Raw genomic sequence first — 19,905 nt, 5'->3', positions numbered from 1 at the left:
AATGCCCGACGAGATGATCGCCTTGCCCTACAGCGCCGGCACGCGCAAGCCGGCCATCGCGGCGCCAGAGGGCGCATGCGACGCGCACATCCACGTGTACGACCGCCGCTTTCCGATGTACGGCTCGCCCGATGCCATGCTGGACAACGCCACCGCCGACGACTACCGCCTGCTGCAGCAGCGCAACGGCACGCAGCGCACGGTGATCGTGCAGCCGCGCGTGCACGGCACCGACAACAGAGTGACGCTCGCAGCCATCCGGGCGCTGGGCGCGCACCGCACGCGCGGCGTGGCGGTGGTGCGGCCCGAGGTGAGCGATGCCGAGCTGAAGCAGCTGCACGAGGGAGGCATCCGGGGCATCCGCTTCACGCTGTACACCTCGGCGAACGCGGCAACGGATTTCTCCATGGTCGAGCCGCTCGCACGGCGTGTGCACGCGCTGGGCTGGCATGTGCAGCTGCACTGGAGCGCCGACCAGATCGCGGCGCATGCGGCGCTGCTCGATCGCCTGCCCTGCACGGTGGTCTTCGACCATCTCGCGCGGCTGCCGCAGCCCGATAGGCTCTCGCACCCGGCATGCCGGGTGGTGAGCCGGCTGCTCGACAACGGCCGCACCTGGATCAAGCTTTCGGGCGCCTACCTCGACTCCGCAGCCGGCGCCGAAGGCGGCTATGCCGACACTATCGACGTTGCCAGGGCCTGGGCGACGCAGGCGCCCGAGCGGGTCGTATGGGGCAGCGACTGGCCGCACCCCACCGAGCGCACGGCCAAGCCCGACGACGCGCAGCTCTTCGACCTGCTGGGCCGCTGGGTGCCCGACGAGACCGCGCGCCGCCGCGTGCTCGTCGACAACCCCGCGCGGCTCTACGACTTTCAATGAACCCCAAGACCCGAGACATCGAGATGAAGAAGCGACTCCTGAAATCCATTGCCGCCCTGGCCTGCGCCGTTCCCCTGCTTGGCTGGGCCGCCTGGCCCGACAAGCCGATCCGCATGGTGGTGCCGTATGCCGCAGGCGGCGGCGCCGACAACACGGCGCGCATCGTCGCGCAGCAGATGAGCGCCGCGCTGGGCCAGCAGATCGTGATCGACAACAAGCCGGGCGCGGGCGGCGTGATCGGCGCCGACAACGTGGCCAAGGCCGCGGCAGACGGCTACACCGTGCTGTACGACGCCTCGGCGTTCTCGGTGAACCCCTCGCTGCGCAAGCTGCCCTTCGACGCGGCGAAGGACTTCATTCCGGTGTCGCTGGTGGCCACGGCGCCGCAGATCCTGGTCGTGCCCGCGACCGCGCCCTACAAGACGGTGCCGGAGTTCATCGACTACGCGCGCAAGAACCCGGGCAAGCTGAGCTTCGCGTCGGCCGGCGGCGGCACCGGCTCGCACCTGGCGGGCGAGGCGCTGAACGAGCAGGCGAAGATCAACCTGATGCACGTGCCCTACAAGGGCGGCGCCCCCGCGCTGACCGACGTGATGGGCGAGCAGGTGTCGGCCTACTTCGGCAACGTGGCCTCGACGCTGAGCTACGTGAAGAGCGGCAAGCTGCGCGCGCTGGGCGTGAGTTCCAGCAAGCGCGTGCCGGGGTTGCCCGATGTGCCGACGCTGGCCGAGTCTGGCCTGCCGGGCTACAACGTGGTCGAGTGGAACGGCGTGTTCCTGCCCAAGGGCACGCCGGCCGATATCGTGCAGAAGCTGGGCAAGGCGGTGCAGGCCGCCGTCAACGCCCCCGCAGTGAACCAGAAGCTGCTGCAGCTCGGCCTGGAACCGGCCGGCACCACGCCGGAAGCCTTCGCGAAGTTCGTGAAGGACGAGACCGGCAGGGTGAGCGCGCTGGTCCGCGCGCGCAACATCAGGGTCGACTGACCCTCGCGCCCGGTGGAGTGTGAAACGTAGTGTGCGGCCAGCGCCCCGCAGATACAGAGGAATACGCAATCCGCTGCGCGCGCAGGCGGCCCGGCGAAGAATCGGCTCCGTTCACAGACGAACGTCCGTCACTCTTCCGAAGGAACCGCCATGCGCTTTCGCTCTTCCGCCCTCTATTTCGCAGTCGCCATCGCCGCCTCGGCGGCCGCCCTCACGCTGACCTTCGCCGCGCCCTCGCCCTTCGGTGGCGACGTTCCCGCCAGCGAGGCTGCGCCTGCGCCCGAATTCCAGAACATCGACAACTGGCTCAACTCGCAGCCGCTCAAGCTCAGCGAGCTGCGCGGCAAGGTGGTGCTGGTCGACTTCTGGACCTACACCTGCATCAACTGCCTGAACCACCTTCCCTACGTGAAGGACTGGAACCAGAAGTACAAGGACAAGGGCCTGGTGGTGGTCGGCGTGCACACGCCGGAGTTCGCCTTCGAGAAGTCGACGAAGAACGTGAAGGACGCCATCGAGCGCCTGCAGATCAAACACGCGGTTGCGCAGGACAACAGCTACGGCACCTGGAAGGCCTTCAGGAACCAGTACTGGCCCGCCGTGTACCTGATCGACAAGCAGGGGAAGATCGTCTACTCGCACTTCGGCGAGGGCAGCTACGGGACCACGGAGAAGAAGATCCAGGCGCTGCTGGCCGAGCCTGCGCCCGCCACCACCACTGCGGCTCCTTCGGGAACCTGAAGCCGCGCGGAGCAGCAGACATGAAGAAACTCTGGCTCGCCCTGCTCTTCTTCGCGGGCGGCGTCGCGCATGAAATCCGCAATCCGGTGAGCTGCCAATGCATCTCGTCCAGACGGGAAGACGGCTCGCGCAAGCCGTCGAAGTGAAGCTGAGACCGCTCTACTTCGCCGGATGATCCCGGCGGTAGAGCTCCCACTCCTCGATCTGCCTGCCATCCGGAAGCTCGCAGATGCCGTACTGCCCCTTGTCGTTCGACCTCAGGAGCGTCTTGCCCCCGAGGCTCTTGCAGTAGACCGAGGCCGGGTTCGCCATGCCGACCGGCGGCGGCGCGGGCCGGGGTGGCTCGGGCTGGGCACACGCGGTGACCAGCAGAAGCGAAAGAAGCGCGCCCGCCGGGAGGAACAGTGGCTTGATCATTCCGCCAGTGTAGGCCCGCGGTTTCGGCCTCAGTCCAGCGCCTCGACGGCCGACGAGAAGACGTAGCCCTCGCTGCGCACCGTCTTGATGTAGCGCGGCTCGCGCGCATCGTCGCGCAGCCGCTGGCGCAGGCGGCTCACCAGCAGGTCGATGGAGCGCTCGAAGAGCTCGGCCTCGCGGCCCTGGGTGAGGCTCAGCAGCTGGTCGCGGCTCAACACCTTCTGGGGATGGTCGAGAAACACCATCAGCAGCCGGTACTCCGCGCCGCTGAGCGCCACCATCACGCCGCTGTCGTCGATCAGGTTGCGCGCGGTGGTGTCGACCTGCCAGTCGCCGAAGGCCAGCCTCGAGGCCGACTCGGTGGAGCGCATGTTCGGCGGCAGCATGCGCGTGCGGCGCAGCACCGAGCGGATGCGCGCCAGCAGCTCGCGCGCGGAAAACGGCTTGGCCAGGTAGTCGTCGGCCCCCATCTCCAGCCCGAGGATGCGGTCGGCCTCCTCGCTTCGCGCGGTGAGCATCAGGATGGGCGTGGCCTTGTACTTGCCGGTGCGCAGGTCGCGGCACAGCGTGAGGCCGTCTTCGCCCGGCAGCATCAGGTCGAGGATGATGAGATCGAAGGGCCCCGACTCCTCCAGCGCCGCGCGCATGTGCCGCCCCGTGGGCACCGTCACCACGCGCAGGCCGTTCTTGACCAGGTAGGTGGAGAGCAGTTCGCGGATTTCCCGGTCGTCGTCGACGATGAGGATGTGGTCGGAGGTCTTGGCGATGTTCATGGCGGTGCGGCGAGGCGCCCGAGGAAAAGCGGGCAGGTGCAATGTAGCCCGGACGGGCGCCGGATCGGGTGGTTTTGTATTCCCGTGTATCCGGCGGGCGAGCCGGCCACACTATGTTGCCCGGCCGGCGCCACGGCTGCGGCCCGGGTGTGGCGGGTAATGTTGTATGTCGGGCCACGCCGCCCAACACACTGGAATACAAAGCGCCGCGCCGCGAGGCGCAAGCGGGTCTATAAACCTGCCCATGCCTACTTCCGCCGCCAGCCTTCCTGCCGACATCGCCCCGGCCTCCCCCGCCACGGGCCTGCGCCGCCTGCTGCCGCGCTCGCTGTTCTCGCGGGTGACGCTGATCATCGTCGTCGGGCTGGCCATCGCGCAGCTGCTGACCTTCATGGCCATCGGCTACGAGCGCGGCATCGCGATGCGCGAGCTGATGATGATCGGCATCGAGCGCGACATCGCCAGCTCGGTCGCCATCCTCGACCGGCTGCCGGCCGCCGAGCGCGAGGGCTGGCTGGCGCGGCTGGAGCGGCGCAACTACCACTTCGTGCTCGGCGGAAACGCACAGGGCAAGGCGCCCGACACGGCTTCGACGCAGCAGTTCGCGACCGCCATCGCCGACGCGATGCGCCCCTTCGAGATCGTGAAGATCGGCCAGGTGAGCAGCCCGCCGCAGGGTCTGCAGATCCAGGTGCGGCTGTCGGACGGCTCCTCGGTGATCGTGCATGCGCGGCGCGTGGACATGCCGGTGTCGAGCTGGGTGATGTGGCTGCTGTGGGTGCAGCTGCTGGTGCTGGCGGTGTGCGCCTGGTATGCGGTGCGGCTGGTCACGCGGCCGCTGGCGCAGCTGGCCGACGCGGCCGACGAGCTGGGCCCCGACCTGAAGGGCCAGCAGCTGGCCGAGGAAGGACCGACCGAGGTGCAGCACGCGGCGCGCGCCTTCAACGCGATGCAGAAGCGCATCGCCGGCTACATGGCCGAGCGGGTGGAGATACTCGCGGCCATCTCGCACGACCTGCAGACGCCCATCACCCGCATGCGGCTGCGCACCGACCTGATGGACGATGGCCATGACCGCGACAAGTTCCGCCAGGACCTGGACGCCATGCACGCCCTGGTGCGCGAAGGCGTGACCTACGCGCGCACCCTGCACGGAGCCACCGAGCCGCCACGTCGCATCGACGCCGACGCGCTGTTCGAGAGCATGGTGGCCGACTACGAGGATTCGGGCCAGCAGGTGCTGCTCGAGGGCCGCGTGGGCGAGCCCATGGTGACGCGGCCGAACGCGCTGCGGCGCATCCTGACGAACCTGATCGACAACGCGCTGAAGTTCGGCACCGACGTGCGGCTGCAGGTGCATGCCAGTGCCGATGCCGGCGGCAACCGGCTGACGCTGGCCGTGATCGACAACGGCCCCGGCATTCCGCCCGACCAGCTGGAGAACGTGCTCAAGCCCTTCTACCGCGTGGAGGGCTCGCGCAACCGCAACACCGGCGGCACCGGTCTCGGCCTGGCCATCGCCCAGCAGCTGGCGACGGCAATGGGCGCGGAGCTCACGCTGCGCAACCGGGACCAAGGCGGGCTGGAAGCCCGGCTGACCATGAATACCAACACGGCCGCGCCACCGGACTGAGCCGCCGCCCCCAATCACTGACCGACGAAGAAGCGGCTCGCATGGCGAGACCGCGAAGGCCGCTGCTCGCCCTCGACTTTCCTTTTCAGCCATTCATCGACAACATTCACCGACAGGAATCCGACCATGTTCCTCCTCATCGTTGCCTACCTCGGTGGCGTGCTCACCATCCTGAGCCCGTGCATCCTGCCCGTGCTCCCCTTCGTGTTCGCGCGCGCCGACCGGCCGTTCCGCTCGCACGGCCTGCCGATGCTGCTGGGCATGGCGCTGGCGTTCTCGGCCGTCGCCACGCTGGCGGCCGTGGGCGGCGGCTGGGTGGTGGCGCTCAACGAGTACGGGCGCCATACGGCGATCGCGCTGCTGGCGCTGTTCGGTGTGACGCTGCTGTTTCCTTCGGTGGCCGATCGGCTGACCCGGCCGCTGGTGGCGCTGGGGCTTCGGCTGTCCGGGCCGGCGACGGACGCGAAGGCGTCGGTGTTCTCGCCGCTGCTGCTGGGCATCGGCACCGGATTCCTGTGGGCACCCTGCGCGGGGCCGATTCTCGGGCTGATCCTGACGGGTGCAGCGCTCAACGGCGCGAGCGTCGGTACCTCGCTGCTGCTGCTGGCCTATGCGGCTGGCGCGTGCACCTCGCTGGCGGCGGCGCTGCTCTTCGGAGGACGGGTGTTCTCGGCGATGAAGGGATCGCTGCACGCGGGCGAATGGGCGCGGCGCGTGGCCGGCGTGGCGGTGCTCGCGGGCGTGGCGGCCATCGCGTCGGGGCTGGACACGGGGCTGCTCGCGCAGCTGTCGATCGGCACGACCTCGGCGCTGGAGAAGGCCCTGGTGGAGAGGATCGGCATGCCGATGCCGTCGCAGCAGCCTTCGTCCGCGCAGCAGGCATCCGTCGACCCCGGCGGCCTGATGCTGACGTCGACGCAGCCCGAGCCCAAGAAGCCTTCGCTGACGCTGCCCGACGAGGGCATGCTCCCGTCGCTCGCAGGCGCCACCGAGTGGATCAACTCGACCCCGCTCACGCCAGAGAGCCTTCGCGGCAAGGTCGTGCTGGTCGACTTCTGGACCTACTCCTGCATCAACTGCCTGCGCACCCTGCCCTACGTTCGCGCGTGGGCCGAGAAGTACAAGGACGCCGGGCTGGTGGTGGTGGGCGTGCACACGCCGGAGTTCGCCTTCGAGAAGCAGCCGGCCAACGTGCGCCGCGCGACGAAGGACCTGGGCATCGGTTTCCCGGTGGCCGTCGACAGCAACTACGCGATCTGGCGCGCCTTCGGCAACCAGTACTGGCCGGCCTTCTATCTTGTGGACGCACAGGGGCGCATCAGGCACCACCAGTTCGGCGAGGGGCAGTATGCGAAGTCGGAGCAGGCCATTCAGCAACTGCTGGCGGAAGCCGGCAGGCCGGTTGATTCGCGGGCACTTGTCTCGCCCGAGGGCAAGGGCACGCAAGCTGCGGCAGCCCCGGAGCCGGCTCTTTCGGGCGAGACCTACCTGGGGTACGGGCAGGCGCGCAACTTCGCGTCGCCCGGTGGCATCTCGAATGATCGCGCACGGGTCTATTCAGGGGTTTCGGCGCTGCGCATCAATCAGTGGACGCTGGCCGGCGAGTGGAAGGTGGAAGGAGAGCGTGCGGTGCTGGTGCAGCCAAACGGCCGCATCGCCTATCGCTTCCACGCGCGCGACCTGCACCTGGTGCTCGGGCCATCGGCGGACGGGAAGCCGGTGCGCTTCAGGGTACGGATCGACGGCGCGCTGCCGCTCACTGACCATGGCACGGACACCGACGCGCAAGGCAACGGCGTCATCGACGGGCAGCGGCTCTATCAGCTGGTGCGACAGACGTCGGACGTGAAGGACCGACTGTTCGAGATCGAGTTTCTGGACGCGGGCGCACAGGCCTACGCGTTCACATTCGGCTGATGATGGACGGCGGGGCAGCGCTCATCTCCCTGCTGCCTGAAGATGCGAACGATGCTAAAGATGCTGGGTGATGAGCACCACGGCTCCGGCGATGGAGATGGCGCCGCCGACGAGTCTTCTGAATGCTTTCATGGCGTGATCCTGGAGTGGGAATGACGCCTGATGGTGCCGCAGGAGCGACGCTTCGTGGGTTGGGAATCCTCATCCGCGGGATAGGAAACACCAACCTCCCGACGCGGCTTCTTCAGGCGGGCCTCGCCCCCCTCTTCGACGGCGCATCCTGCGGGACGAGCCGTTCTCTTGCGAACTGGCTGGCCCGCAACCGCACGCGCTGCAGCGCGGCTTCCAGCGTGGGCTGCTGCATGAAGACCAGCACGCCGCGCCTGAGCCCTCGCAGATTCAGTTCGGCAACGCCGGCGTAACGGCCGTTGGTGGTGCGCTTGATGTCGATGCGGCTGGACCAGCCATCGGGCAGGTCGACGAGGAGTTGCAGTTGCTGTGCGGGATTCATGTTGGGCGCGAAGGATAGGCGCGAAGGCACAGCAAACAAAGGAACTAATTCCGGGGCGTCCGCATTTCTTCGGAATAGACGCGCGAGAGCCCCGAAACAGGCGACTCGTCCTCGATGTCTCCCAGATTGGTCGCGATCATCGCCTTGCCCGCCTCCCTCCGGCGGGCTCCTCCCTCCGACCCCATGCGAGAACGGGGTCCTTCAGCTCACCCTTGGGTGAGCTTTTTTTTGGCCGTGGCGATCGGGGGCCCAAAGAAAAACGGCTTACGCCTTTTGAGCGTAAGCCGTTGTTCCATCTACTGACTTTGGTCGGTGTGAAAGGATTCGAACCTTCGACCCCTTGCACCCCATGCAAGTGCGCTACCAGGCTGCGCCACACACCGAAGCTCTCGATTATAGCCTTGGAAATTCAGCGCCCGACGGTCAGCAGCTCACGAATTTCAAATAGTTCGCGACGAAGGTGCAGCAGCTGCGAAAGATCGGCCGTCTGCACGGCTGCGGACGCGGGCGAATCCTCGACGATGGCGGCGTCGAACTCTTCCTGGTCGATCTCGATGGCCTCCACGCCTTCGAGCGGCACTTCGCCCGCCTTGCGGCGGTCGCGCTCGCCCTGCACCAGTTCCTGCAGCTTGTTGCGCGCGCCGCTGATCGTGAAGCCCTGGTCGTAGAGCAGATCGCGGATGCGGCGGATCATGAGCACCTCGTGGTGCTGGTAGTAGCGGCGGTTGCCGCGCCGCTTCATCGGGCGCAGCTGCGTGAACTCCTGCTCCCAATAACGCAGCACGTGCGGCTTGACGCCGCACAGCTCGCCGACCTCACCGATGGTGAAGTAGCGTTTGACGGGGATCGGAGGGAGCGTTTTCTCCATTGAAATCAAGACTGTGCGCGGGAAACCTCAGAGATTACTCTACGCGGCCGCGCAGCACCAAGCACTTATTCGGAGCCGAGGCTCCACTCGACTTCGGATGTCCCGCCCTGATCGATGCTTCCGTGAATCTGTTCCTTGAGCTTGGCGCTCGCATGGAACGTCGCCACGCGGCGCTCGCCGATCGGAATGGCTTCGCCGGTGCGCGGATTGCGCCCGGGCCGGGGCGCCTTCACGCGGATCTGGAAGTTGCCGAAGCCCGAGATCTTCACGTCCGTGCCTTCGATGAGGCTGTTGGCCACGAGCTCGAAGAACGCCTCGACCATGTCCTTGGACTCACGCTTGTTCAGGCCGATCTGCTCGAACAGCAGGTCGGCGAGATGCGCCTTGGTGAGCGCAGGCGTTTCCAGAGCCTCGAGCGTGAATTCGGCAGCGTTCATTCTCATCACCCCCTCAAGCGGCCGCCGAGCTTGGCGCCCAGTTGTTCGACGATCGCGCGGACAGCGGGCTCGACCTGCTCGTCCGTCAGCGTGGCGCTGTCGCTCTGGAAGCTCAGGCGCACCGCCATGCTCTTCTCGCCCTGCGCCAGCGCGCCGGCCGCGGCCACCGCACCGTCGCGCAGCGGCTGCGGGCGGTAGATGTCGAACAGCACGGCGTCGCGCAGCAGGCCCTTGGCCGCCGCGGTGGAGCGGATGGCCCGCATCAGCGCGTCGTGCGTGACGGCCTCGGCCACCACGACGGCGATGTCGCGCTCGACGGCCTGGTGCCTGGGCACCGGCTGCGCCACGGGCACGAGGCGCGCGGTGACGGCGTCGAGGTCGAGTTCGAACAGCACGGGCGCCTGCGAGAAATCCCACTTCTGGCGCCAGCGCGGATGCAGTTCGCCGACGAAGCCGATGGCCTTGCCGTCGACCAGCACGCGTGCCGAGCGGCCCGGGTGCAGGGCCGGATGTTCGGCCGCCTCGAAGACGGGCTGCAGCGGAGCGAGCAGCGCCTCGACGTCGCCTTTCACGTCGTAGAAGTCGATTCGCTCGGGCTTGCCGTCCCAGCGCGCCTCGTCGGCGTCGCCCCATGCGAGGCCCGCCACGCGCATCGGCTGGCTCACGCCGCGCACGGTGCTGTCGGTGGTGACGACGCTGTCGTCGCGCATGAACACGCGCCCCAGCTCGAACACGCGCACGCGCGGCGCCTTGCGGTCGAGGTTGAACTTGAGCACCTGCAGCAGCGACCCCATCAGCGACGAGCGCATCACGCTCATCTGGCTGGCGATGGGGTTCAGCAGCTTCACAGGGTTGGCGTTGCCGGCCAGGTCCTGCTCCCAGTGCGCTTCGACGAAGCTGAAGTTGATCGTTTCCTGGTAACCCAGCGCGGCGATGCTGCGGCGAACCGCGAAGCGGCTGCGCTGCGCCTCGGGACGCACGCGCGCGGTGATGGGCGCGAGCGGCGCGGTGGTCGGCAGGTTGTTGAAGCCGATCAGGCGCGCGACCTCCTCGATCAGGTCTTCCTCGATCAGCAGGTCGAAGCGGTGCGGCGGCGGGGTCACGGTCAGCGTGCCTTCGCCTTCGGTGATGGCGAAGCCGAGGCGGTTCAGCGCCTCGGCGCACTGGGCCTGCGTCAGCGGCATGCCGATCACGCGCGAGGCGCGCGCCACGCGCAGCGTGACGGGCACGGCTTGGGGCACGCTCAGCGTCTGGTCGTCCATGCGGCCAGCCTGGCCGCCGCAGATCTCGGCGATCAGCTGCGTGATGCGCTCGATGATCTGGACCGTGCGGCTCGGATCGACGCCGCGCTCGTAGCGATGTCCCGCGTCGGTCGAGAAGTTGAAGCGGCGCGAACGCCCCTGCACGGCCTCGGGCCACCAGAAGGCGGCTTCGACGTAGATGTTGCGCGTGTCGTCGGACACCGAGGTGGCATCGCCGCCCATGATGCCGGCGAGCGACTCGACTTCGCGGTCGTCGGCGATCACGCCGACCTTGTCGTCGACGGTGATCGTGTTGCCATTGAGCAGCTTCAGCTGCTCGCCCGGCTTGCCCCAGCGCACCGTGAGGCCGCCATGGATCTTGTCGAGGTCGAAGATGTGGCTGGGCTGGCCGTACTCGAACATCACGTAGTTGGAGATGTCGACCAGCGGCGTCACGCTGCGCTGGCCGCAGCGCGCGAGGCGCTCGACCATCCAGGCCGGCGTCGCGACCTTGGTGTTCACGCCGCGCATGATGCGGCCCGAGAAGCGGCCGCAGAGCTCGGGCGCCTCGACCTTCACCGGCAGCACGTCGGCGAACGAGGTGGCGACCGGTGCGATCTCGGGGGTCTTGAGCGGCGCGCCCGTGAGCGCGGCCAGTTCGCGCGCCACGCCATAGACGCTGAGGCCGTGCGCCAGGTTGGGCGTGAGCTTCAGCGTGAGCAGCATGTCGTCGAGCTTGAGCACCTCGCGCACGTCGGCGCCGATGGGCGCGTCGGCGTCGAGCTCGAGCAGGCCGCCGTGGTCTTCGCTCAGCTGCAGTTCGCGCGCCGAGCACAGCATGCCCTGGCTTTCCACGCCGCGCAGCTTGCCGAGCTTGATGAGAAAGGGCTTGCCGTCCTCACCCGGCGGCAGTTCGGCGCCGACCAGCGCGCACGGCACCTTGATGCCGACACGCGCATTCGGCGCGCCGCACACGATGTTCAGCAGGGCACCCTGCCCCGCATCGACCTGGCACACGCGCAGGCGATCGGCATTCGGGTGCTGCACGGCTTCCTTGATTTCGCCGACCACGATGCGCGTGAAAGGCGGCGCCACCGGACGGCGCTCTTCCACCTCGAAGCCGCCCATGGTGAGCGTTTCGGCCAGTGCGGCGCTGTCGATGGGCGGGTTGCAGAACTCGCGCAGCCAGGATTCCGGGAATTGCATCTCTTCGATCTCGATCTGGTTTTTTCTGTGATGGGGTGCTGCTGCTTACTGGAACTGCGAGAGAAAACGCAGGTCGCCGTCGAAGAAGAGGCGCAGGTCGTTCACGCCATAGCGCAGCATCGTGAGCCGGTCGGGGCCCATGCCAAAGGCGAAGCCGATGTAGCGCTCGGGGTCGAGGCCCATGTTGCGCACCACGTTCGGGTGCACTTGGCCCGAGCCCGACACCTCCAGCCAGCGGCCGGCCAGCGGGCCGCTCGCGAACTGGATGTCGATCTCGGCGCTCGGCTCGGTGAACGGGAAGAAGCTCGGGCGGAAGCGCAGCACGAGGTCGTCGCGCTCGAAGAAGGTGCGGCAGAAGTCGGTGAAGACGACCTTCAGGTCCTTGAAGCTCACGTTCTCGCCGAGCCACAGGCCTTCGCACTGGTGGAACATGGGCGAGTGGGTGGCGTCGCTGTCGACGCGGTAGGTGCGGCCCGGCGCGATCACGCGGATCTCGGGCGCCTTCACGGTGCCTGTGGTGTCGGCCGCGGCAGCCGCGAACTCGGCGGCGTACTTCTTGATGTGCTGATGCGCATAACGCACCTGCATCGGGCTGGTGTGCGGGCGCAGGTTGTAGGGGATGCCGTCGTCGCCGTTCAGGTCGACGTAGAAGGTGTCCTGCATCGAACGCGCGGGATGGTTCGGCGGGTTGTTGAGCGAGGTGAAGCTGTGCCAGTCGCTCTCGATCTCGGGGCCGTCGGCCACGTCGAAGCCCATGCTGGAGAAGATTTCCTCGATGCGCTCCAGGGTGCGGCTCACGGGGTGGAGGCCGCCCGAAATGCGGCGGCGGCCGGGCAGGCTCACGTCGAGCGCCTCGGCACGAAGTTGCAGAGAGAGCTCCTCGTCGGCCAGTTGCTGGCGGCGCTCGGTCAGCGCGGCTTCGATGGCTTGCTTGGCGACGTTGATGGCGGCGCCGCGGGACTTCTTCTCTTCGACACTCAGCGCGGCCATGCCCTTCATCAACTCGGTGATGCGGCCCGACTTGCCGAGGAACTGGGCCTTGGCGTTTTCAAGCTCGGCGGGTGTCTTCGCTTCGGCGAAGGCGGCGCGTGCGGTGTCGACCAGGGAGTCCAACTCGTTCATAGCAACAAAAATCTTCGAGGGGAAATAAAAAAGAGCTGGAGCCTTTTCAAGCGCCAGCCCTTGAGCCGTGGGCGCAGGAAGCTGCCCGAAGGCAGCGCCCCGCTATGCAGAATCAAGCAGCCAGCTTGGCCTTGACCTGCTCCACGATGCCGGCAAAAGCGGCCTTGTCGTGCACGGCGATGTCCGCAAGCATCTTGCGGTCGATCTCGATACCGGCCTTGCGGATGCCGTTGGCGAACTGGCTGTAGGTCAGGCCCAGTTCACGCGAGGCGGCGTTGATACGCGCAATCCACAGCTGACGGAACACGCGCTTCTTGGTACGGCGGTCACGGTAGGCGTATTGGCCTGCCTTCATCACCGCCTGTTTGGCGACGCGGAAGACATTGCCGCGGCGACCGCGGAAACCCTTGGCGAGTGCGAGAACTTTCTTGTGGCGGGCGCGAGCCGTTACACCACGTTTGACGCGAGGCATGTGTGTACTCCTTGTTCGTCTGAGTTAGATGCCACGGCCGGGCAGCATGGCGGCGACAGAAACCATGTTGGTTTCATGCACTGCGACTGCACCACGCAGGTGACGCTTGTTCTTGGTGGTCTTCTTCGTCAGGATGTGACGCTTGAAGGCTTGACCGCGCTTGACGGTGCCACCGGGACGAACGCGGAAACGTTTTTTCGCGCTGCTCTTGGTCTTCATTTTGGGCATGTGAATGCTCCTTTAGTTTGTGCTCGTGAGGCGCCATGGATGCTCCACGGACTTGTTGGCCCCGAGACACTTCTTCATCCCGCCCTCGCCTGCATTTCTTTCGAAATGCGGGCAATGGCGAAATCCCTTCAAAACCTCTCTAACGCGGCTCCAGCCTTCGGCCCGTCAGGCCGCAGCGGGCGTCGCTGCCGGAGCGGCGCCGGCATCGGCTGCCGGCTTCTGCTGCCCACCGCCGCCGGGCTTCTTGCGGCCCGGCGCGATCATCATGATCATCTGCCGGCCTTCGAGCTTCGGAAACTGCTCGACGATGATCGAGTCGCCCAGCTCGTCGCGGATGCGCTGCAGCAGGGCCAGGCCGAGTTCCTGGTGCGTGATCTCGCGGCCGCGGAAGCGAAGCGTGATCTTGCACTTGTCACCCTCATCAAGAAAGCGCCGGATGTTGCGCATCTTGATGTTGTAGTCGCCATCGTCGGTACCGGGCCGGAACTTGATTTCCTTGACCTCGATGACCTTCTGCTTCGACTTCGCCTCGGCCGCCTTCTTCTGCTCGTGGTACTTGAACTTGCCGTACTCGATCAGGCGGCACACGGGCGGGTTGGCCGCCGCGACGACCTCCACCAGGTCCACGTCCTGCTCACCGGCAAGGCGTAGAGCCTCTGCAAGACTCACGACACCCAATTGCTCGTTATCCGGGCCGATCAGGCGGACTTCCGGGGCCATGATTTCCCGGTTCAGGCGGTGTTGGCGTTCCTCGCGGTGGCGGCGGTCGCGGAATGCAGTAGCGATGGTCAGAATCCTTCAAAATTTGCTACAAAATCTGTAGCGAACGCCGCTCAGCCCTCGCGGACAAGCGGCACGATTTGGCAGGGAAACATGTGGGGTGTTTCGAGGACAAATCAACGCTTGTCGGCAACATCCTGAACGAGCCGCTGCATGAACGATTCGAGGGACATTGCACCGAGGTCTTGATTGCCCCGGGCGCGCACTGCGACGGCACCTGCTTCCTTTTCCTTGTCGCCCACGACAACGATGTAAGGGAGCTTTTGCAACGAATGCTTCCGTATTTTATACGTAATCTTTTCGTTGTGCAGGTCGAGCTGGACCCTAAGCCCTTGATTTTGCAGCGTTTTCGCAACTTCAGCAGCGTAATCCGCCTGCCCTTCGCTGATATTCAGCACCGCAACCTGCACCGGCGCGAGCCATGCGGGCATTGCGCCGGAGTGGTGTTCGATCAGCATGCCAATGAAGCGCTCCAGGCTGCCGACGATGGCGCGATGCAGCATCACGGGGTGCGCGCGACCGCTCGATTCCGTCACGTATTCGCCGCCAAGACGCTCGGCCGTGTTGAAGTCGACCTGCATCGTGCCGCACTGCCACTGGCGGCCGATGGCATCGCGCAGCGTGTATTCGATCTTCGGGCCGTAGAAGGCTCCATCGCCCGGCGCGATGACGAAGTCGACGCCCGACCGGCGCAGCGACTCCATCACCGCATGCTCGGCCTTGTCCCACAGCTCATCGGAACCGACGCGGTTCTCCGGACGCGTCGCGACCTTGTAGAGGATGTCCGTGAAGCCGAAGTCGGCATAGACCTTCTGCAGTTGGGCCGTGTAGGCGATGCATTCGTCGAGGATCTGGTCTTCCGTGCAGAAGATGTGGCCGTCGTCCTGCGTGAAGCCGCGCACGCGCATGATGCCGTGCAGCGCGCCGCTGGGCTCGTTGCGGTGGCACTGGCCGAACTCGCCGTAGCGCAGCGGCAGGTCGCGGTAGCTGCGCAGGTCGCTCTTGAAGATGAGCACGTGGCCCGGGCAGTTCATCGGCTTGAGCGCGTACTCGCGCTTTTCCGACTCCGTCGTGAACATGTTGTCGCGGTAGTTCTGCCAGTGGCCCGTTTTCTCCCACAGGCTCTTGTCGAGGATCTGCGGCCCCTTCACTTCCCAGTAGCCCGTGTCGCGGTAGATGGCACGCATGTACTGCTCCACCGCCTGCCAGATCGCCCAGCCCTTCGGATGCCAGAACACCACGCCCGGCGCCACTTCGTCGATGTGGAACAGGTCGAGCTCCTTGCCGAGCCGGCGGTGGTCGCGCTTCTCGGCTTCCTCGATGCGCTGGATGTACTGGTCGAGCTGCTTCTTGTCGGCCCAGGCCGTGCCGTAGATGCGCTGCAGCTGCTCGTTCTTGGCGTCGCCGCGCCAGTAGGCGCCGGCCAGCTTCGTGAGCTTGAAGACCTTCAGGAAGCGCGTGTTCGGCACGTGCGGGCCGCGGCACATGTCGACGTATTCCTGGTGGTAGTACAGGCCCATGGCCTGCTCGTCGGGCATGTCCTCGACCAGGCGCAGCTTGTAGTCCTCGCCGCGCGACTTGAAGACCTCAATGACCTCGGCGCGCGGCGTCATCTTCTTGATCACGTCGTAGTCCTGCGCGATCAGCTCGCGCATGCGCGCCTCGATGGCGGCCATGTCCTCGGGCGTGAACGGGCGCTCGTAGGCGATGTCGTAGTAGAAGCCCTCGTCGATCACGGGCCCGATCACCATCCTGGCCGTCGGGTAGAGCTGCTTCACCGCATGGCCGACCAGGTGAGCCGTCGAGTGGCGGATGATTTCCAGGCCCTCTTCGTCCTTCGGCGTGATGATCTGCAGCTTCGCGTCATGGTCGATGACGTCGCTGGCATCGACGAGCCGGCCGTCGACCTTGCCGGCCACCGTCATCTTGGCCAGGCCGGGGCCGATGGACTGGGCGACTTCGGCCACCGAGACCGGGCCAGGGAACTCGCGGCGCGAGTTGTCGGGGAGCGTGATCTGGATCATTTTGGGAAAACCTCGGTGAGAAAAACAAAAAAGCGCGGTGGATGACCGCGCTTTGCTTGGTTGTGTAGCTGGCGAAAACCAGCGAGCGCGGGGCTACCGGCCTTTTCCTTCGGGGAAGAAAAAGCCGCTGAAACCTTGCCGGGTAGTTCGCGGTGTCATAACCAAGGTGCCTTTCTCGCTCTTGTTGGAGTGCAGAGCCGGCAATTCTAGCCGCTGCCCGCTCAGGACGCGGCCGCAGTGTTCTTCAGTCCCAACACTTCGATCGGTTCGATCGACGGCGGCGCGGCAAACAGCTCAGGGGCCTTCGCCATCAGCGCCTGGGCGATCGGACCGGTCAGGTGGGCCTGGCGGGCGGCCTCGTTCTCGAAAGCATCGAACACCCCGAAGGTGGTCGGCGACAGGCGCAGCGCAAACCAGATCGGCGTGGTCTTCTCGTCGCGGGCCATCCCAAGGCCGGCCTCCAGGAACTTCTCGACATCGCTTTCCTTGCCTGGCTTGGCTTCGAGGCGGACGAACAGTGCGTACTTGATCATGGGTCAATCTCCTGAGTGTTGAACGGCGCGCGACATTGCGCGGCGTTGGCATGAACTCTAGGCAGCCGCCGCCTCTGTAGCCATTGGCGTTTTTGACATCTTTGATATCGTTATGGCCATGAAACTCGACATACTCGCCCTGGATGGCGTATTCGACACCGGCCTGTCCGCCGTGCTCGACGTTTTCACCACCGCCAACGAACTCACAGCCATGCTGCAGCTCGACGTGGCGCCCTTCGAAGTCGTGGTGACGGGCGTCCGCAAGCGCGTGCGGACCTCGCAGGGCTTCGCCGTGCCGATCGCCCGCGCGCTCGGCGCCGGCACGGCCGACTGGCTGATCGTTCCCGCGCTGGGCTGCAAGATGCCCGAAACGCTGGAGCCCGCCCTAGCCCGCCCCGACGTGCGCGACGCCTGCGCCGCACTGCGAGAACGCTCGGATCGAGGCGCCAACGTGGCCGCCGCCTGCATCGGCACCTTCGTGCTCGCCGAGTCGGGCGTGCTCGACCGGCACAAGGCGACCACGACCTGGTGGCTCGCCACGCTGTTCCGCCAGCGCTACCCCGGCGTGCAACTGGAAGACTCGCGCATGCTGGTCAGCTCGGGCCATCTGGTCACCGCCGGCGCCGCACTGAGCCATGTCGACCTGGCACTGTGGATCGTCCGCCAGGCCAGCCCCGAACTCGCCACGCTGGTGGCGCGCTACCTGATCGTCGACTCGCGCCCGTCGCAGTCGGCCTACGTGATCTCCGACCATCTCTCGCACTCCGATCCGCTGGTCGAGCGCTTCGAGCGCTGGGCGCGCGGCCGGCTGGCCGAGGGCTTCTCGCTCGACGAGGCGGCCCTGGCCGCGGGAACAAGCAAGCGCACGCTGGCCCGCCGCATGCAGCAGGTGCTGGGCAAGAGCCCGCTCTCGTACGTGCAGGACCTGCGTGTCGAGCGCGCCGTGCACCTGCTCAAGACCAGCGACAAGAGCCTGGAGCAGATCGCCGGCATGGTCGGCTATGCCGACGGCGTCACGCTGCGCACCCTGCTGCGCCAGCGGCTGGGACGCGGCGTACGCGAAGTGCGGCTCGAGGCCTGACCTCGCTGCAGCGGAAACAAAAAAGCCCGGCACGAGGCCGGGCTGAAAGTGACAGCGAAAACTGTCCGTCGGATCAGTGGAACTGTTCTTCCTCGGTCGAACCCGACAGCGCCTTCACGCTGGAGGAACCGCCCTGGATCACGGTGGTCACGTCGTCGAAGTAACCAGCGCCCACTTCCTGCTGGTGCGACACGAAGGTGTAGCCCTTGTCGCGTGCGGCGAACTCGGGTTCCTGGACCATGTTCACGTAGTGCTTCATGCCTTCGCCGCGAGCGTATGCATGGGCGAACTGGAAGGTGTTGAACCAGTTGACGTGGATGCCGGCCAGCGTGATGAACTGGTACTTGTAGCCCAGCGCCGACAGGTCTTCCTGGAACGAGGCGATCTGCTTGTCGTCGAGGTTCTTCTTCCAGTTGAAGGAAGGCGAGCAGTTGTACGACAGCAGCTTGCCCGGGCAGGCGGCGTGCACGGCCTGCGCGAATTCGCGGGCGAAGCCGATGTCGGGCACGCCGGTCTCGCACCACACCAGGTCGGCGTAGGGGGCGTAGGCCACGCCGCGGCTGATGGCTTGCTCCAGGCCGTTCTTGACGCGGAAGAAACCTTCCTGCGTACGTTCGCCGGTCAGGAACGGCTTGTCGTTGGCGTCGTGGTCGGACGTGATCAGGTTCGCGGCTTCGGCATCGGTGCGGGCCAGGACGATGGTCGGCACGCCCAGCACGTCTGCTGCGAAGCGCGCGGCGATCAGCTTTTCGCACGCTTCCTGCGTCGGCACCAGCACCTTGCCGCCCATGTGGCCGCACTTCTTCACGGCGGCCAGTTGGTCTTCGAAGTGCACGCCGGCGGCACCGGCGGTGATCATGTTCTTCATCAGTTCGAAAGCGTTGAGCACGCCGCCGAAGCCGGCTTCCGCGTCGGCCACGATGGGCAGGAAGTAGTCGATGAATTCCTTGTCGCCCGGGTTGATGCCGCGGCCCCACTGGATCTCGTCGGCACGGCGGAAGGTGTTGTTGATGCGACGGACCATCGTCGGCACCGAGTCGTAGGCATACAGCGACTGGTCGGGGTACATCGTCTCGGAGGTATTGCCGTCGGCGGCGACCTGCCAGCCCGACAGGTACACGGCCTCGAGGCCGGCCTTGGCCTGCTGCATCGCCTGGCCGGCGGAGATCGCGCCGAAGGCGTTCACATAGCCCTTCTTGGCGCCGCCGTTGATCTTGTCCCAGAGCTTCTCGGCACCGCGCTTGGCCAGCGTGTGCTCGATGGGGAACGAACCGCGCAGGCGCACGACGTCAGCCGCGCTGTAGCCGCGCTTGACGCCCTTCCAGCGGGGGTCGGTGGCCCATTCTTTCTCGAGTGCGGCGATCTGCTGTTCGCGGCTCAGTTGTTCTGTGAGGGTCTGGGGCATGGTCACTCCGTGAGGTTGATTGAAGGATTGGCGCTGCGGCCGTGGAGTTACTGTAACTCCGCCGCGGACTCTTATGTCTTATAGAAGACATATTTTTGCACCAATAAAATCAACAACTTACGGATATATTTCTCAATGCAGAATCATTTTTCCCATATCGAGAAAAAATATTGCGGCGCAGCAGGCGCACATTCCGTAATGCGCAATCAATCTTTCGGTTGTGAAAATGCGGCGTCGCTGCGTGCCGCATGGGCGATCCAGTCGCCGCTTTCGATCACTTCGAGCCCTGCGATGCGTGTCGGGTGGATCTCATAGACCAGGCAATCGAACCACTGCCCATTCACCTCCACGCGCACCTGCCGCTTGATGTACTCGCCGGAATCGTCGTCCGCCACTTCCTCCAGCACGTCGAGCGCCGCTTCCACCGCAGGCTCGATGGCGTAGACCTCTCCCCTCACCCGCCTTTCACCACCGAGCACGATGCCCGGATAGGCGCCCAGATCGAGCAGCGTGCCGGCGATGCACGCCTGGCCGATGAACTTCGGCGCGGGCCGGTAGCGCGCGATGTCGTTGCGTCCGCCGCCGCGCAGCGTGCCGTAGACAAAAACGTGGGGCATCATCGAAAGCGCACTCCTTCCTTCACAACAACACGT

At 66.1% G+C, this 19,905-nt stretch carries 21 protein-coding genes and 1 tRNA gene; 7 read left to right on the top strand and 15 right to left on the bottom strand.

Annotated features, from left to right (window positions below):
• Position 1: 1 nt before the first annotated feature.
• From ABL838_RS12095 to ABL838_RS12080, 4 genes are all read left to right on the top strand, one after another.
• Positions 2-880, top strand: a complete 879-nt coding sequence (locus ABL838_RS12095) for an amidohydrolase family protein (RefSeq protein ID WP_418125466.1) — start codon at positions 2-4, stop codon at positions 878-880.
• A 23-nt stretch (positions 881-903) separates the two neighbouring features.
• Positions 904-1,863: a Bug family tripartite tricarboxylate transporter substrate binding protein gene (locus tag ABL838_RS12090; protein ID WP_369658589.1), complete on the top strand. Its 960-nt coding sequence runs from the start codon at positions 904-906 to the stop codon at positions 1,861-1,863.
• A gap of 150 nt (positions 1,864-2,013) precedes the next feature.
• The gene (locus tag ABL838_RS12085; protein ID WP_418125465.1) at positions 2,014-2,604 is read left to right on the top strand and encodes a thioredoxin family protein; all 591 of its coding nucleotides are present in this window, start codon (positions 2,014-2,016) and stop codon (positions 2,602-2,604) included.
• 20 nt (positions 2,605-2,624) lie between these two features.
• Positions 2,625-2,750, top strand: a complete 126-nt coding sequence (locus ABL838_RS12080; RefSeq protein ID WP_276312228.1) for a hypothetical protein — start codon at positions 2,625-2,627, stop codon at positions 2,748-2,750.
• A 13-nt stretch (positions 2,751-2,763) separates the two neighbouring features.
• Here ABL838_RS12080 and ABL838_RS12075 read toward each other — a convergent pair whose 3' ends face one another.
• Positions 2,764-3,021: a DUF333 domain-containing protein gene (locus ABL838_RS12075; protein ID WP_184641903.1), complete on the bottom strand. Its 258-nt coding sequence runs from the start codon at positions 3,019-3,021 to the stop codon at positions 2,764-2,766.
• Positions 3,022-3,050: 29 nt separating this feature from the next.
• The gene (locus tag ABL838_RS12070) at positions 3,051-3,794 is read right to left on the bottom strand and encodes a response regulator (protein WP_126018453.1); all 744 of its coding nucleotides are present in this window, start codon (positions 3,792-3,794) and stop codon (positions 3,051-3,053) included.
• 244 nt (positions 3,795-4,038) lie between these two features.
• Between ABL838_RS12070 and ABL838_RS12065 the strand changes: the two genes are divergently transcribed.
• The gene (locus ABL838_RS12065; protein ID WP_418125464.1) at positions 4,039-5,427 is read left to right on the top strand and encodes an ATP-binding protein; all 1,389 of its coding nucleotides are present in this window, start codon (positions 4,039-4,041) and stop codon (positions 5,425-5,427) included.
• A 126-nt stretch (positions 5,428-5,553) separates the two neighbouring features.
• Positions 5,554-7,344: a cytochrome c biogenesis protein DipZ gene (locus ABL838_RS12060; protein ID WP_418125463.1), complete on the top strand. Its 1,791-nt coding sequence runs from the start codon at positions 5,554-5,556 to the stop codon at positions 7,342-7,344.
• A 244-nt stretch (positions 7,345-7,588) separates the two neighbouring features.
• On the opposite strand, the gene ABL838_RS12055 is transcribed toward ABL838_RS12060, so the two are convergent.
• The 11 genes from ABL838_RS12055 to ABL838_RS12005 all read right to left on the bottom strand — a co-directional run bounded on the left by ABL838_RS12055 (position 7,589) and on the right by ABL838_RS12005 (position 16,766).
• Complete coding sequence (locus ABL838_RS12055; protein WP_184641899.1) at positions 7,589-7,855, bottom strand: hypothetical protein; 267 nt, start codon at positions 7,853-7,855, stop codon at positions 7,589-7,591.
• 306 nt (positions 7,856-8,161) lie between these two features.
• Positions 8,162-8,238, bottom strand: a tRNA-Pro gene (locus ABL838_RS12050).
• A gap of 26 nt (positions 8,239-8,264) precedes the next feature.
• Complete coding sequence (locus ABL838_RS12045; RefSeq protein WP_184641898.1) at positions 8,265-8,723, bottom strand: MerR family transcriptional regulator; 459 nt, start codon at positions 8,721-8,723, stop codon at positions 8,265-8,267.
• 65 nt (positions 8,724-8,788) lie between these two features.
• Positions 8,789-9,160, bottom strand: coding sequence for an integration host factor subunit alpha (locus ABL838_RS12040; RefSeq protein ID WP_126018443.1), 372 nt, complete (start codon positions 9,158-9,160; stop codon positions 8,789-8,791).
• Between the two features lie 5 nt (positions 9,161-9,165).
• Positions 9,166-11,607, bottom strand: coding sequence for a phenylalanine--tRNA ligase subunit beta (gene pheT, locus ABL838_RS12035; RefSeq protein ID WP_418125462.1), 2,442 nt, complete (start codon positions 11,605-11,607; stop codon positions 9,166-9,168).
• Between the two features lie 45 nt (positions 11,608-11,652).
• Positions 11,653-12,729, bottom strand: coding sequence for a phenylalanine--tRNA ligase subunit alpha (pheS, locus tag ABL838_RS12030; RefSeq protein WP_369658593.1), 1,077 nt, complete (start codon positions 12,727-12,729; stop codon positions 11,653-11,655).
• Between the two features lie 112 nt (positions 12,730-12,841).
• A complete protein-coding gene (gene rplT / locus ABL838_RS12025) occupies positions 12,842-13,201 on the bottom strand; it encodes a 50S ribosomal protein L20 (protein WP_007832499.1) in 360 nt (119 codons plus the stop codon).
• Between the two features lie 24 nt (positions 13,202-13,225).
• Positions 13,226-13,429 carry a 50S ribosomal protein L35 gene (gene rpmI / locus ABL838_RS12020; protein ID WP_007832497.1) on the bottom strand — a complete coding sequence of 68 codons (204 nt, stop codon included), beginning with the start codon at positions 13,427-13,429 and terminating at the stop codon, positions 13,226-13,228.
• Positions 13,430-13,594: 165 nt separating this feature from the next.
• Entirely contained in the window at positions 13,595-14,224 is a 630-nt protein-coding gene (gene infC / locus ABL838_RS12015) for a translation initiation factor IF-3 (protein WP_126018435.1), read from the bottom strand.
• Between the two features lie 101 nt (positions 14,225-14,325).
• The gene (thrS, locus tag ABL838_RS12010) at positions 14,326-16,233 is read right to left on the bottom strand and encodes a threonine--tRNA ligase (RefSeq protein ID WP_418125461.1); all 1,908 of its coding nucleotides are present in this window, start codon (positions 16,231-16,233) and stop codon (positions 14,326-14,328) included.
• 221 nt (positions 16,234-16,454) lie between these two features.
• Positions 16,455-16,766, bottom strand: a complete 312-nt coding sequence (locus tag ABL838_RS12005) for a putative quinol monooxygenase (RefSeq protein ID WP_418125460.1) — start codon at positions 16,764-16,766, stop codon at positions 16,455-16,457.
• A gap of 118 nt (positions 16,767-16,884) precedes the next feature.
• Between ABL838_RS12005 and ABL838_RS12000 the strand changes: the two genes are divergently transcribed.
• Positions 16,885-17,847 (top strand): GlxA family transcriptional regulator, encoded by a 963-nt coding sequence (locus ABL838_RS12000; RefSeq protein WP_418125459.1) that lies wholly within the window; start codon positions 16,885-16,887, stop codon positions 17,845-17,847.
• A gap of 73 nt (positions 17,848-17,920) precedes the next feature.
• Here ABL838_RS12000 and aceA read toward each other — a convergent pair whose 3' ends face one another.
• Entirely contained in the window at positions 17,921-19,252 is a 1,332-nt protein-coding gene (aceA, locus tag ABL838_RS11995) for an isocitrate lyase (RefSeq protein ID WP_019653316.1), read from the bottom strand.
• Positions 19,253-19,458: 206 nt separating this feature from the next.
• Entirely contained in the window at positions 19,459-19,872 is a 414-nt protein-coding gene (locus tag ABL838_RS11990; RefSeq protein WP_418125458.1) for a gamma-glutamylcyclotransferase family protein, read from the bottom strand.
• Positions 19,873-19,905: the final 33 nt, after the last annotated feature.

The organism is Variovorax sp. 160MFSha2.1, from assembly GCF_048305075.1.
GTDB classification, from domain to species: Bacteria; Pseudomonadota; Gammaproteobacteria; order Burkholderiales; family Burkholderiaceae_C; genus Variovorax; species Variovorax guangxiensis.
The sequence above is the reverse complement of the archived record's forward strand: the minus strand, read 5'-3'. Positions and strand labels throughout refer to the sequence as shown.